Here is a 12509-nt window from a genome sequence, read left to right on the forward strand (position 1 = left end):
CAGGTTCTATCTTTTCTTGACAGGAAAATATACCTCAGTAACCATTGCCTCAGGCTCAGCGGTTTGATTTGGATCCGTTACATAAACTTCATAGGGGGAGTTCACTTGTGCATAACCTTCTTTTTCTACCCACTCCCTTAACTTGGCATATACCGAAGTTAATTCCGCATATGGTCCCCTCACGACAGACTTTGCGCATAGTCCTTCCGGCAAATCTCTTGTCCCCTTAACTGCTTCCCGAATCGGAATAGCAAACTCTGTATCGTTGCCCGCGGGGTTGTATTCTGGACTGTGATAAATCGTCATTGGTGTGCCCGTCATTGTGAGATGATCGGCGGCAATTTTTTCATAGAGCGCACCAAAATACTTACCATATCCTGCAGCGTAGTCATCGCTGCTCATCATCCGACGCATATACAAAATATTCATAGGCTGAGTCTCAACAAGCTGCACTTCAATATGATCAAGGTACGACATGATCGATACGCCCTCATCTAAACTTGAAATATCATGATTCATTTGTGCAAGCGTTAGTTCTAATGCTTGGATCTTGCGTTGCAACTCCTGTCGTTTGCGGATCAGGGAATCGCACAACTTTTCTTCCGAATCATTCTCCTCCCACACGAGCATGTCTTTAATCTCCTCCAGCGGGAAGTGATAAGATTTCAAACGGTTAATGAAAAGCATTCTTGTAAGCTGCTTAATGGAATAATACCTATACCCATTTTCAGGGTTAATCTCACTAGGATTAATTAATCCGATTTCACCATAATATCGAAGTGTTTTGGTTGACACTCCGCATATTTTCGAGAATTCTCCTATTGATAACAAGAGATAACCTCCATTCTTTATCATTTATCTAATCATCAACATGAATTGTGTATCGTTTCTTGGTTCAACTCCACTGTACATCTTCCCCTAAGGGCAAAGTCAACTCCTATCGTTCATGTCTCCCCATCTAGGCTTCAGATGTTCATAAATAATATAAAGCTGAAAATGACATGCTAAATGTGATGAAACGCTCAGTTCGATTAGGGTGCCTTGTGTTCATCCTAGTGAGAAGAACAGATTCCATAGTGGAGGATCGCATCATGCAAAAAAAATCAACCATTGTCATGATTCTCTTGCTCTCTATGCTGCTTTTGATTTCAGGCTGTGGGAATGCAAGCAAGAAGCCCGAGACTAATGCGGGCGAGAACAAAAATGTACAAAAAGAGAAGGATAAGGGAGAAAAAGATGCCACATCAGGTGCTTCAGTGGCGAAGTATACCCCGCTTGAGGAATTGAAGAATAGCTACGATATCGTCATCGTTGGCGCGGGTGGTGCCGGCATGACTGCCGCGCTTGAGGCGAAGGCAGCGGGGATGAATCCTGTCATTCTTGAGAAAATGCCAGTTGCAGGCGGCAATACAAGTAAAGCATCTTCGGGTATGAATGCATCAGAAACAAAGTTCCAGAAGGAACAAGGCATCTCTGATAAAAATGACTTATTTTATGAAGAGACGCTTAAAGGTGGACATAACACGAACAACAAAGATATGCTCCACTTCTTCGTAGACAATTCGGCCAAAGCGATCGATTGGCTCGACTCCATTGGTATAACACTCAACAACATCACGATTACCGGGGGCATGAGCGAGAAGCGTACCCACCGTCCCAAAGACGGTTCAGCCGTGGGCCAGTATCTCGTGACTGGATTGCTTAAAAATGTACAAGAAAAAGGCATCCCGGTATTTGTAAATGCGGATGTTAAAGAAATTACAAGTTCAAATGGTAAAGCAACGGGAGTGAAGGTTGGATTCAGCCAGCATGGAGAAAAAACGATTGCAGCAAAATCGGTTGTCATAACAGCTGGTGGTTTTGGAGCCAACATGAATCGCATTGCTGAAGTTCGTCCCGACCTGAAAGGCTATGTCACAACGAACCAACCGGGAAGCACAGGTGATGGCATCTCTATGGTTGAGAAAATGGGCGGAACTACGGTTGATTTGAAGCAAATTCAGGTGCATCCTACTGTACAGCAGGAAAACTCCTACCTGATTGGTGAAGTTGTGCGCGGCGAAGGTGCGATTCTCGTTACGAGCAAAGGGAAGCGATTCGTTAACGAGATGGCTGCCCGAGATAGCGTAACGGCTGCAATTACAAAGCTGCCAGAGAAAAACGCGTTCCTTATATTTGACGCGGGTGTCCGCTCACGAGCAAAAGCCATCGAACAGTACGAAAAGATGGGCTTTGTCAAAACAAAAGACTCGATCAAGGCGCTGGCAGAAGAAATTAAGGTACCGGCTGAAGAGCTGCAAAAAACGCTCGATACGTGGAACAGTGCGGTGAAAAATAAGAAAGACGCGGAGTTCGACAGAAAAACGGGGATGGATCATGAATTGTCAGCTGCCCCATTCTATGCGATCAAAATCGGCCCAGGGATTCACTACACTATGGGTGGTGTAAAAATCAACACGAATACAGAAGTGCTGGACAAGGACGGCAAGCCTATCCCAGGATTGTTCGCTGCAGGTGAAGTGACAGGTGGATTGCATGGCGAGAATCGAATTGGAGGCAACTCCGTTGCGGAGATCATTATCTTCGGTCGTCAAGCGGGTACGAAATCCGCTGAATATGCCAAATCGATCAAGTAAGCAAATAAGCTTTTAAGTGAATATGCACCACAAGATGACCCCACCAACGCATTGGCGTTAGGCGGGGTCATTGTCATTTTTAGATGATGTGTATCTGTATCCCATTAAAATAGCTTGTAGCCTTAGTCCCCGAAGATATGCGATATATTCATATTGCCGCGTTCTCTATTTGATTTGGGGTGTAGATAGCAATTCCTGTACGGTCTTGATTCGCAACCTGGACCATCGCTTGCGCTACGACTTTCGCTTTAATTTCCAATTGGCTAGAAATTGGCCGCCGTTCATTTCTTACTCTTGCGATTGTCTACATCAATACCTGCACGTCGTAGTTTATCCTCTGCTTCCTCTTCAATGAGTTCTTTCAACTGGGACAATACAGGGCTAAAGTCGGTATGCTTCCCCATCATAAAACTCATCTCGTATTCGATTTCAATCCATGTGCTTATATCCGCCTCATTGTGTTGGATTTGAGCTTCCAGTTTATCCAAAGCATTTGCAACCTTGGCTTCATACGTTTGCTTATGTTCAAATTCGATCCACAGGTCATATACGTCTCGCCCTAGATCCCCTTTCAGTGTTTCCCGAATTCGTTGTATGGCCTTCATTTCGTTCTGAGCCTTTTGCTCTCGCAATTGTTCGTTGTTCATTGTATCGAATGCAGGAATATCTTTCGCTTCTGCTTCCACTAAATCATGAATAATGATCATTTTCAGCATTTTGGCGGTATCGATTTCTTGATCTAAATACGGCTCAATCAGCATGGCCATGAGCGAAACTCTCCACGTGTGCTCCGCCACGCTTTCCTGTCTGCCGTTCGATAGCCAGCTGTGCCGCAGCTCAGACTTTAACTTCTCCCCAAGATTAATGACATTAAGTATATTCACCAAATGATCTCTCATCGGCTGTCTCTCCATCATATCTTCGCTCCCGTTGCGTCATTGTATTCTATGTTTTATGCCTATTGATCTCTTTAGTGTAATAAAAAGATCCTGTTTTTTCAAACAGGATCGAATCGAGTCATGTTTATTTGTTAATAGGATTAAATAAATGAACCTTAACTCTTCAAGGAAAGAAAAAGGATTTACGCCCCCGCTGCTGAATATAGGTATTGTGCATTGTTCCGATACAAGGGAATTGACTTTTTCATAGATTTGCGCCTAAAATCACAATATTGAACATTAGACAGATTGAAGGGATTTATATGCCATACATTCGATTTAAAGCTTTTCCAGATGCCTTCGTGGAAGAGATCGCACCAGAAATTGTAAAGGAATTCGCCTCGATTGTTCGCGTGGAACAGGAGAAGGTCAAGATTGAAGTGCTGAACGTTCATATTATTACGAACACTCCGCTATCGGTCGAGATTATGATGTTCCAACGGGACAAGGAAACGCATGACGCCGTTGCTGCCAGCATCGACCACATGTTGCGAGAGCGAGGATATCCAGGCGTTCATATTTTCTTCATCATCCTCGATCCGCACTATTATTATAAAGAAGGCAAGCCATTGAGATGATGACGAGCTTCATGCCGATTATTTTCCAGTTCATTTACACACACTAGTGTAAAGATGATGATTCCAGGAGGTATCGGCATGAACGCACAACGCGCACAAGAGATCGCAGGCTCTCCAATGCTGGCTAACGTAACCTACAACGGTAGACAAGTTTATATTCAGCATGTAGATTCCGACAACGAATCTGCTCGAATTTATCCACTTGACGATCCAGAGCAGGAGCAGGATGTTCCTTTAGCGAACTTAATTGAGCATCTTGGATAAAATGGCCAGTCGAGCCAGCTCAGCAAAAAGTGCCTTCACCAAGATAGGCACTTTTTTCTATAACTGTTCTGTATGATTGAACTCACTTAAAAAGAACTATTCCGTTACACCTTCTTATTGCTTTACCTGGGCAATGGTCATTCCATCCCCGATTGGGAGGAGTAGTGATTCTACGTAGATAGCTAACATTTCTTTCCGATAGATCCTATTCTACTAAGGATTCAGTTATTTTCCTATCTAGATTTTTAATCGCCAACATCGAATTATCCTGAATGATCCCTGTATCTACGAAACCAAATGAAGCGTATAATGTTTTAGCTATGACATTACTTGTTCGATAAAAGAGGGCTACATATTCTGCTTCCCCATATGGCTTATTTTCAATATCCATCAACATTTTTTCAAAGGCAAGTTTGCCGTATCCTTTCCCCTGATAACTCTTTTCAATCATAATATGCCATATAAAATAGCTCTTCTTCCCGTAAAAAACTTCATTTTCAAATGATTCATGATCCAACGTATCATAAATATACATCAAAAATCCAACCGCAACTCCATCGGCATAAATAGCAATGGGAGTCGCTGGTATCCCGTCTGCGTTCAACATATGAGCGTCTGCAAAGCTTCTGAGGTTAGTAGTTTGTATATTGTCTTTCTGGTTTTCTCCTACTTCAAGTGCTATTACTTCATCTATGTTAGCTCCGGTAATTTTTCGTAATTCGATCATTTATTTATCTCCTCTCCTAAGACAAGCCACTTTCACACATGGCCTCAAACATCCCGAATATCTTTTCCATAATTCTCAAAATAGGATACACAAAATATTCAACAAAGCTAACTCTTTTTCCCCTGTGATTTCTAACCCTTGTTCCGCAAAATGGCCCGTTTGTTGAATTGTCATAATCCATCTTGTTAATGCAATTTATATTTAAATCTACAGTTGGACCGTGATGTTCGCTTTTTTTATGTACTCGGTATTGAGTATTGAATAAAAATACTGGTCAACCCATTGGTTCTTCCACATTAATTCCTCTTTGAAAGTCCCTTCTCTCCTCATTCCTAACTTCTCCATCAGTTGCATGGATTTCACATTGTGAGAATTGCACATACCCACGACTTTATGAGCCTGTAGCTGATGGAATGAGTAATCAAGTAATAGATTTATGGCTTCGTAACCATAACCCTGTCCTTGGAATTCTGGAATTATCGCAAATCCGAGTTCCCAACTCTTTCGGTGTTCGGAGTAACTCCAAATTTGAGCTAAGCCAACGGGAATTGACTTTCCATAGGCTTCCTTCTTTATGACAAAATCATATTGGGATGTTGAATTCATCTGCTCAAGATACTTGTATTCTTTGTGTCTATAATCAAGTCAGGCTGCTCACATGTGCTGCTGAAGTCGATTGTATCAACATGCCCTCTGAGATGTTAGACAGCAAATAAATCTAAACTGTTCTTTGCACATAAAAAGCCACGTCAGATCGAAATCTGATGTGGCTTGCGCATTGAATCATCTATTTTAACTTGGTATATACGATTTTCTTAATACTGTCGTATGACAGGAAATAGTGCTCCATAAGCTGCTCGATTGTTGCACCTTCGGCAAATCTGTTGCGAATCTCATGATTTCGAAAGGCCAGCAGCTTCCTGCTTCCGGTTTTTGTACCCCATGCCTTGCGTTCTTCCTCGCGTTTCGGAATGTACAGCATGACACCATTCGTATATTTTTGAACTTCCTTTAGCAGTTCTTGTGGTAAAATGTCCGCGTTGACATATTTCATGATAACTCTACCCCTTATATTAGTTAGATAGTAAGGTGGCAAAGTCTCAATATAAACATATCTCACCGTCACGGATGAAGGCGGTTCAAGCATGCTTGGCTCTATACAAACAACCGCCGTTGTTTATAGGTAAGACTTTGCACAGAGCGATGTCCCGAGTTCGTTTTTTAACATGGTTCAACCTCCTTATCTATAGTAACGGATTCAGTATAGCATGAATCTATTTCCACAAAAACCCTCAATCTTATGTTGGTATCGCAAGCTTACTCCATGAATCGACGTTTAACCTCATTAATTATCCCTATTAATGAATTGACAATAGCGTATTCCATCTATATAGTTAAGTGAACTTAACTAAACTAAAAGGAACTTATCCTAACGTAACGGAATTGATTCTGGTTGAGGATGAGGTGAATACTACCGCTATGGAGGGAATTGATATGATTGCGGAATACCGGAGAGTTATGAACGAGCTCAATGATGCTTTTCAAGATTATTTCACGGTCTATAACAAGGGAGCTAAACAAATAGATGATTATCAATTAACGGTGCAACAAGAAAATATGATGCTATTTATTATGCGAAACGAGCGGACGACCGCTCATGAGATCGCAAAAGCATTTTCGATTTCCAAAAGCGCGGTTAGTCAGGTGCTGTCTAAATTGGAGACTGGACACTTTATTATCCGTGAGAGCAATCCAGAAAATCTGCGCGAATCCTTTATTCTTCTTGGAGAGGAAGGAACAAACTATGCGGAGCTCATTAACAAAGCGGATGAGTCGATTGTACAGAAGTTCTCATCTCATATTGAGCTTGAGGAGTTGGAACAGATGCTTCACACGATGAAGAAGATCAACCAGGTGATAACGGGGTCTGATGAATAACAATAACGGTTATGAAACATCATCACACAACATGAATAGACAGAAAATTGAATAAGTGAGGAATAAGATGAGTATAGTTACAAAGGAAAAAATGTCATTACCACTCGTATTGTTTAATTTATTTATTGCTTACGTCGGTATTGGTCTTGCCGTACCTGTCATGCCGTCCATTGCGAAGGAGATGCACTTAAGCGGACAAATGGTCGGGTATATGATTTCGGTCTTTGCTTTTGCTCAGCTGCTCGCCTCCCCGTTTACCGGCGTAATGGTAGAAACACTGGGGAGAAAGAAAATGATCGTATTCGGGTTATGTCTGTTCTCGTTTTCAGAGATCTTGTTCGGCATTGGAACGCAGGCTTGGGTTCTATTTGCGTCGCGAATATTAGGCGGTATTAGTGATGCATTCATTATGCCAGCCGTTATTACGTACATTGCAGATCGAACGTCAATTGAGAATAGAGCCAAGGTATTAGGTTATCAAGCTGCTGCTATTAGTGCAGGTTTCATTATCGGGCCGGGACTAGGCGGTTTCATTGCCGAATTAGGCATACGTGCCCCCTTCTTCTTCGCTGCAGCCTTTGCATTCATCGCGGCGATCTTCTCCATCTTCCTGCTGCAAGAATCGCTATCTCAGGAGCAAATGGAGAAAAACCGTGCACAACATATTCGCGTCAACTTCTTTGCTGAAATGAAAAAATCAGTGCAGTCCGTCTATTTTGTACCGTTCCTTATCGTGTTTGTGCTCGCGTTTGGATTGGCAGCATACGAGATGATGTTTAGCCTGTTCGTTGATGCAAAGTTTGGATTTACGGCCAAAGATATTGCATTCATTATTACGATCGGCTCAATTCTAGGAGTTGTTGCGCAAATTCTGTTCTTTGAGAAGATGGTGGCGAAATTTGGGGAGAAGAATATCATTCACGCTTCCCTCGTTATAGCGGCATTATTCATTATGGCCACGGTATTCGTAAGCAGTTATTTAGCCATAATGGTCGTGACGAGCATTGTCTTCTTCGCTTGTGATATACTTCGTCCAGCCGTCACTTCCTTACTCTCGAAAATGGCTGGAGAAAATCAAGGCTTCGTCGCAGGAATGAACTCCACCTACACAAGCTTAGGCATTATTGCTGGGCCGGCCATAGGCGGCTTCTTATTCGACCTGGACATTAATGCGCCATACATGTTCGCAGCAGTAATCCTGCTTGCTGCGCTTGTGATGTCAACCTTATGGAATCGCAAATCGCAATTGAAGCTCAATGGACAAAGCAATGATTAATTGGGACAGTCTCATAGGTCAATATTAAATTTGAAGCCTCCGCATTGATAGGTACATGCACGAAGAAAGACGCTTTCATCCCCACATATTCAGTGGTTTTGGAAGCGTCTTTGCACATCTTATGGGACTGACTCATTTGATCCTATCCTTTTGAGACAACCCCATTCATTGTGTTATTTTTGCAATTTATATTGGGCTAGCTGATTCCCTTGGCTAATCGAGTACAGATATCCATTGCCTGCATAATGATACTTCTGTCTGTCTTGATCATTAGGATACTCATACATCGTTTGCAGGGTCTTGGCATTCAGCACCTTTTTCGCATTCTCTGTATGTATCTCGATTTGCTGATCTGGTGTTTCGTAAATAATGGCTATCGGGAGATCCACTTTCACTCCGGCTTTCGTGACAAGTCCTTGGGCATTGAACAAGCTCATTACCCCATCCGCGTACACAACATAGTTCTGACCGATGGATTGAACTCGTGCATTTCCTGGAATGCTGCGTCCCCATAATGTTTTCCCTTTAGCGTTCATCGCGATTAACTTATTTCCGCTCTTCGGCACATTCACACGAAGCAGAATATCGCCGTTGTTCATGACCCAAGTCGCCTCATTCACATAGGTAACCGCGCCGCTAGGGAGGTTATAAGTGAATAGCTTGTTTAATTTCGAACCATACACCGCTAAATTGGACTTGCCGATCTCTCCTATTTGGGACACAACATATTGACCGCCAATTACGGAATACATTTGTCCCAGTGATAGCTCAGCAAGTTTTTTGCCGTTTGCACTATAGGCATATGCACGAGGTTTGCTTTTCGCTGAAGGTGTAACCTTTCTATCCGGGTCGATTAATAGAATCGTACCATCATTCATCACGTGCACGTCTTCGGCATTTGGAACAGGGATGATCCAGTTGCTTTTGCCAGAGGCATTCACGGAGAATAATTTCGTTCCTTGACCATCTTTTACGAGGGCATACACCGAGCCTAACTTGCTATAAGCAATCTTCGTATTCCATGGATAAGGTGTTCCTTTTTGATAGAATGTGAAGGACCATTTCGGCTTGCCGCTGCTCTCATCTACGGCAGTGACAACACCTGCTTCCCATACTTTCGTTTGAGAGGCGATATAGGTATTCGATGCCAAATACACGGTCTTTGTGTTCGGAATATGATATGGCGCCTCAATAAATTGATTCATCTCGGACAAGTCTTTTTGCCAACTTGGCTTCGGCAGCGGTTTACTTGCACTACTAGCTGAGACACTAGTTACAGCACTCAAGCACAATACAACGGCCAACAAGGCACTACTCCATCTTTTGATCCTTTTGTTCGACAACATGATGTTTCACCACTCCTGTAATGTATGTAACTGAATGAATATATGAACATGTAATATAGTAACACGGACTCTACTATTTTTCAGAAAAAATGTTGTTTGTCATGGAAATGCCCGACTACTATTGGCAGTCAGGCTGTTTCTATCCTCATATTCCTCAATAAGCTTGGCAAGTGTCATCGCTGTGTTGTTGTCAGGAAGCGGCCGGTACAATGTCACCTTCAGATCGGGAGCATCATATACCTGAAACGTAATATGCTCCATCATCATTAGCCCTGCCTTTGGGTGGAGCAATGCTTTGGTACCAATTGGGGTGCCCATGATGTCATGGCGAGGCCACCATTGTTGGAACTCCATACTATGCTCGATTAATTCTTGGACAAGTTCCTTGTACCAATCCTCTCCTACGTAACATGTGCTGGTAGATCGGAATGAAGCAAGCAGCCGCTTCGCGTGACCCTCCCAATCGACCAGCAGCTCTCGGTAAGATGCTGATCGAAAACATCGCCATACCGCATTGCGCTCTTTCCCATTCATGGCGAAAAAATCACCAAATACCGCACATGCAGCGCGGTTCCAAGCCAACACATCCCATTTATGATCGGTTACGTATGCAGGACAATCCGCCCAATGCTCTAGAAAATGCTGCACAACAGTTTGAACATCCGCACGAATCGTTTCCGGCTTGTTTGCTGCCGGAGGCTGCTGAAGAGCAAGTAGAAACAGATGATTCTTCTCTTCCGCGCTTAATCGCATCACCCGAGCCAAGCTCTCTAATACGTCTTGAGAGACATTGATTTCTCTTCCCTGCTCCAGCCATGTATACCACGATAGGCCGATGGCAGCTATTTGTGCTAGCTCTTCCCTACGAAGCCCCTTCGCTTTGCGTCTCGTTCCGATCGGCAGACCATAATCGGCAGGCTGTAGGCGATTGCGCCGTGATTTGAGAAAGTCCCCTAATTCTTGGCGCCGCCCCCGGTCGTTCTTCTTATCCAAGCTATCTCAACTCCTATACCTATTACTCTCAATACTATGATTAACAGGAACCTATTTGGATTAGGAAAATACCCTTATTCTATCACTGCGGATAGAAGTAACTCAACTAAGAAGAACGGAGGTGATTGAAAAAATGAATCGTACTTTACCAGATGTGCATTATCCACAGCTAACAAGAGGATTATTGTTCTTAATGGCATTAACATGCGGCTTTACGGTCGCCAATGTGTATGTGAGCCAAACCTTGCTTGCCAGTATGGCCCAGACGTTCGGAGGGACGATTACTCAAATTGGCTGGGTTGCAACATTGGCGCAAGTAGGCTATGCACTGGGTAATCTGTTCTTAGTTCCGCTTGCTGATATGGTAGAGAGACGGCGTCTTATGCTTGTCCTTCTCGGGATCGTGAGTATCTCCTTAGCGGCAGCTGCGGTATCCCCGAATATGAACTGGTTAATAAGCATTCATTTGGTTATCGGAGTAACCACTGTTATCCCACAAGTTGTCGTTCCGATGGCGGCCTCTCTGGTCAAAGCGGAACAGCGAGGGAGAGTGCTCGGAAATGTGGCAATCGGGTTAGTGTGCGGAATATTGGGTGCCAGGTTCGTTAGTGGATGGATAGACGCTATCTATGGCTGGAGAGTCATGTACTGGATATCATTTGGCTGCATGATCGGTCTGATGATACTCGTTCGCAGCTTGTTCCCACGCAGTTATGGCCGAGCAGAGATGACATATCGAGCGTTAATCGCTTCTCTTCTTCCGTTGATTCGGAAGGAGCAAGTACTGCGCAAGACATGTATAAGTCAAGCATTCGTATTTGGATCATTTAGTGTGTTTTGGACAACGTTAGCCTTGCTGCTTGCCTCGCCCGCCTACTCCTTAGGTTCTGGTGCAGTAGGTATGGTCGGTCTGGTTGGGATTGGAGGCGCGTTCGCAACTCCCCTCGTCGGGAGAGTGATCGATCGCATGGGAGCTGTGTTTGCTGGAAGAGTATGTACGGCTGCTGCTCTGTTCTCTTACTTGCTGCTTCTGTTATGGGGAGAAAGTCTGCTGGTACTCGTGTTCGCCGCTTTCTTGCTAACGATTGGTACGCAAGCGAATCAGGTGGCTTGTCAGGCACGTCTTTTCGAACAGTCTTCCGAAGCTCGCAATCGTCTGAATGGACTATATATGGTTGCAACGTTTTTGGGAGGGGCTCTAGGCTCTTACTTGGGTTTGCTTGCATGGAGCCATTGGCAATGGGTAGGAGTCTGTGTCACAGGGTTATCCATGCTCCTCCTCTCTTCCATCGGTCTGATTGACAGAGGGAACTCATTTGGAACATCTAACGGTTGAGTATAAGAAAATGAATATATTGCAAAGGGGGAAATTTCATAATGTCACGCTGTGAAGACCACTATCAAAAAGGCTTGGACATCTTGGCACGTATCGACAAAGATCATGTTGAGGCCATTGTAAACAGCTTCAAGGATTCGCCTGCTCCGGACTTAGGGCGACTTGCAGTAGAATTTAATTATGGACAGATCTTTTCACGACCAGGGCTCGATTTGAAATCGCGACTGCTTGCTGCGGTGGCAGGTTTGACTGCAATAGGCAACACTACGCAGCTCAAATTTTATATCAATGGAGCGCTCAACGTTGGATGGACAGAGGAAGAGATCGTTGAAGTAATTATGCAGATGATTATTTATGCCGGATTTCCACATGCCCTGAACACGATCTTTAAGGTAGCAGCGGAAGTCTTTGAAGAGCGAAGAGCAGCTGCTAAGTAGGAATTGGTAGGAATTCAATACGAAATCTATATTCCCTGGG

The 12509-nt window shown here is 43.7% G+C and carries 13 protein-coding genes and 1 pseudogene; 7 read left to right on the forward strand and 7 right to left on the reverse strand.

The features are described from left to right. Window positions 1-6 precede the first annotated feature (6 nt). Window positions 7-831: a MerR family transcriptional regulator gene (locus tag ABN764_RS05140; RefSeq protein WP_446671159.1), complete on the reverse strand. Its 825-nt coding sequence runs from the start codon at window positions 829-831 to the stop codon at window positions 7-9. Window positions 832-1091: 260 nt separating this feature from the next. Between ABN764_RS05140 and ABN764_RS05145 the strand changes: the two genes are divergently transcribed. Beyond that, window positions 1092-2636 carry a flavocytochrome c gene (locus ABN764_RS05145; protein WP_446671160.1) on the forward strand — a complete coding sequence of 515 codons (1545 nt, stop codon included), beginning with the start codon at window positions 1092-1094 and terminating at the stop codon, window positions 2634-2636. A gap of 281 nt (window positions 2637-2917) precedes the next feature. On the opposite strand, the gene ABN764_RS05150 is transcribed toward ABN764_RS05145, so the two are convergent. Continuing rightward, window positions 2918-3535, reverse strand: a complete 618-nt coding sequence (locus tag ABN764_RS05150) for an HD domain-containing protein (protein WP_446671161.1) — start codon at window positions 3533-3535, stop codon at window positions 2918-2920. 302 nt (window positions 3536-3837) lie between these two features. On the opposite strand from ABN764_RS05150, the gene ABN764_RS05155 reads away from it, so the two are divergent. Both ABN764_RS05155 and ABN764_RS05160 read left to right on the forward strand, forming a co-directional pair. Continuing rightward, complete coding sequence (locus ABN764_RS05155) at window positions 3838-4152, forward strand: DUF1904 family protein (protein ID WP_446671162.1); 315 nt, start codon at window positions 3838-3840, stop codon at window positions 4150-4152. A 78-nt stretch (window positions 4153-4230) separates the two neighbouring features. Continuing rightward, a complete protein-coding gene (locus tag ABN764_RS05160) occupies window positions 4231-4416 on the forward strand; it encodes a small acid-soluble spore protein H (protein WP_065290772.1) in 186 nt (61 codons plus the stop codon). Between the two features lie 205 nt (window positions 4417-4621). Here the strand turns inward: ABN764_RS05160 and ABN764_RS05165 are convergent, their stop codons facing one another. From ABN764_RS05165 to ABN764_RS05175, 3 genes and pseudogenes are all read right to left on the reverse strand, one after another. Next, window positions 4622-5143 carry a GNAT family N-acetyltransferase gene (locus ABN764_RS05165; RefSeq protein WP_446671163.1) on the reverse strand — a complete coding sequence of 174 codons (522 nt, stop codon included), beginning with the start codon at window positions 5141-5143 and terminating at the stop codon, window positions 4622-4624. A 207-nt stretch (window positions 5144-5350) separates the two neighbouring features. Next, window positions 5351-5758, reverse strand: a pseudogene (locus tag ABN764_RS05170) (GNAT family N-acetyltransferase); the annotation flags it as partial. A gap of 172 nt (window positions 5759-5930) precedes the next feature. After that, window positions 5931-6197: a CD3324 family protein gene (locus tag ABN764_RS05175; RefSeq protein ID WP_028532780.1), complete on the reverse strand. Its 267-nt coding sequence runs from the start codon at window positions 6195-6197 to the stop codon at window positions 5931-5933. Between the two features lie 440 nt (window positions 6198-6637). Between ABN764_RS05175 and ABN764_RS05180 the strand changes: the two genes are divergently transcribed. Together ABN764_RS05180 and ABN764_RS05185 are read left to right on the forward strand one after the other, a co-directional pair. Next, a complete protein-coding gene (locus ABN764_RS05180; protein WP_446671164.1) occupies window positions 6638-7081 on the forward strand; it encodes a MarR family winged helix-turn-helix transcriptional regulator in 444 nt (147 codons plus the stop codon). 67 nt (window positions 7082-7148) lie between these two features. Beyond that, window positions 7149-8357, forward strand: a complete 1209-nt coding sequence (locus ABN764_RS05185) for an MFS transporter (RefSeq protein WP_446671165.1) — start codon at window positions 7149-7151, stop codon at window positions 8355-8357. Between the two features lie 173 nt (window positions 8358-8530). Here ABN764_RS05185 and ABN764_RS05190 read toward each other — a convergent pair whose 3' ends face one another. Both ABN764_RS05190 and ABN764_RS05195 read right to left on the reverse strand, forming a co-directional pair. Continuing rightward, on the reverse strand, window positions 8531-9703 hold the full coding sequence (locus tag ABN764_RS05190; RefSeq protein WP_446671166.1) for a PQQ-binding-like beta-propeller repeat protein: 1173 nt from the start codon (window positions 9701-9703) through the stop codon (window positions 8531-8533). 99 nt (window positions 9704-9802) lie between these two features. Next, a complete protein-coding gene (locus ABN764_RS05195) occupies window positions 9803-10696 on the reverse strand; it encodes a helix-turn-helix transcriptional regulator (RefSeq protein ID WP_446671167.1) in 894 nt (297 codons plus the stop codon). A gap of 133 nt (window positions 10697-10829) precedes the next feature. Between ABN764_RS05195 and ABN764_RS05200 the strand changes: the two genes are divergently transcribed. Together ABN764_RS05200 and ABN764_RS05205 are read left to right on the forward strand one after the other, a co-directional pair. Beyond that, window positions 10830-12032 carry an MFS transporter gene (locus tag ABN764_RS05200; protein WP_446671168.1) on the forward strand — a complete coding sequence of 401 codons (1203 nt, stop codon included), beginning with the start codon at window positions 10830-10832 and terminating at the stop codon, window positions 12030-12032. Between the two features lie 41 nt (window positions 12033-12073). Then, window positions 12074-12469 (forward strand): carboxymuconolactone decarboxylase family protein, encoded by a 396-nt coding sequence (locus ABN764_RS05205; RefSeq protein ID WP_028532778.1) that lies wholly within the window; start codon window positions 12074-12076, stop codon window positions 12467-12469. Window positions 12470-12509: the final 40 nt, after the last annotated feature.

The organism is Paenibacillus wuxiensis (genome assembly GCF_040195695.1).
In the GTDB taxonomy this organism is placed as follows: Bacteria; Bacillota; Bacilli; order Paenibacillales; family Paenibacillaceae; genus Paenibacillus_B; species Paenibacillus_B suaedae.

Excerpts from the sequence above, each read along its gene's own strand:
- ABN764_RS05145 (WP_446671160.1), top strand. The coding sequence starts at position 1,092 with ATGCAAAAAAAATCAACCATTGTCATGATTCTCTTGCTCTCTATGCTG.
- ABN764_RS05150 (WP_446671161.1), bottom strand. The coding sequence starts at position 3,535 with ATGAGAGATCATTTGGTGAATATACTTAATGTCATTAATCTTGGGGAG.
- ABN764_RS05155 (WP_446671162.1), top strand. The coding sequence starts at position 3,838 with ATGCCATACATTCGATTTAAAGCTTTTCCAGATGCCTTCGTGGAAGAG.
- ABN764_RS05160 (WP_065290772.1), top strand. The coding sequence starts at position 4,231 with ATGAACGCACAACGCGCACAAGAGATCGCAGGCTCTCCAATGCTGGCT.
- ABN764_RS05165 (WP_446671163.1), bottom strand. The coding sequence starts at position 5,143 with ATGATCGAATTACGAAAAATTACCGGAGCTAACATAGATGAAGTAATA.
- ABN764_RS05175 (WP_028532780.1), bottom strand. The coding sequence starts at position 6,197 with ATGAAATATGTCAACGCGGACATTTTACCACAAGAACTGCTAAAGGAA.
- ABN764_RS05180 (WP_446671164.1), top strand. The coding sequence starts at position 6,638 with ATGATTGCGGAATACCGGAGAGTTATGAACGAGCTCAATGATGCTTTT.
- ABN764_RS05185 (WP_446671165.1), top strand. The coding sequence starts at position 7,149 with ATGAGTATAGTTACAAAGGAAAAAATGTCATTACCACTCGTATTGTTT.
- ABN764_RS05190 (WP_446671166.1), bottom strand. The coding sequence starts at position 9,703 with ATGTTGTCGAACAAAAGGATCAAAAGATGGAGTAGTGCCTTGTTGGCC.
- ABN764_RS05200 (WP_446671168.1), top strand. The coding sequence starts at position 10,830 with ATGAATCGTACTTTACCAGATGTGCATTATCCACAGCTAACAAGAGGA.
- ABN764_RS05205 (WP_028532778.1), top strand. The coding sequence starts at position 12,074 with ATGTCACGCTGTGAAGACCACTATCAAAAAGGCTTGGACATCTTGGCA.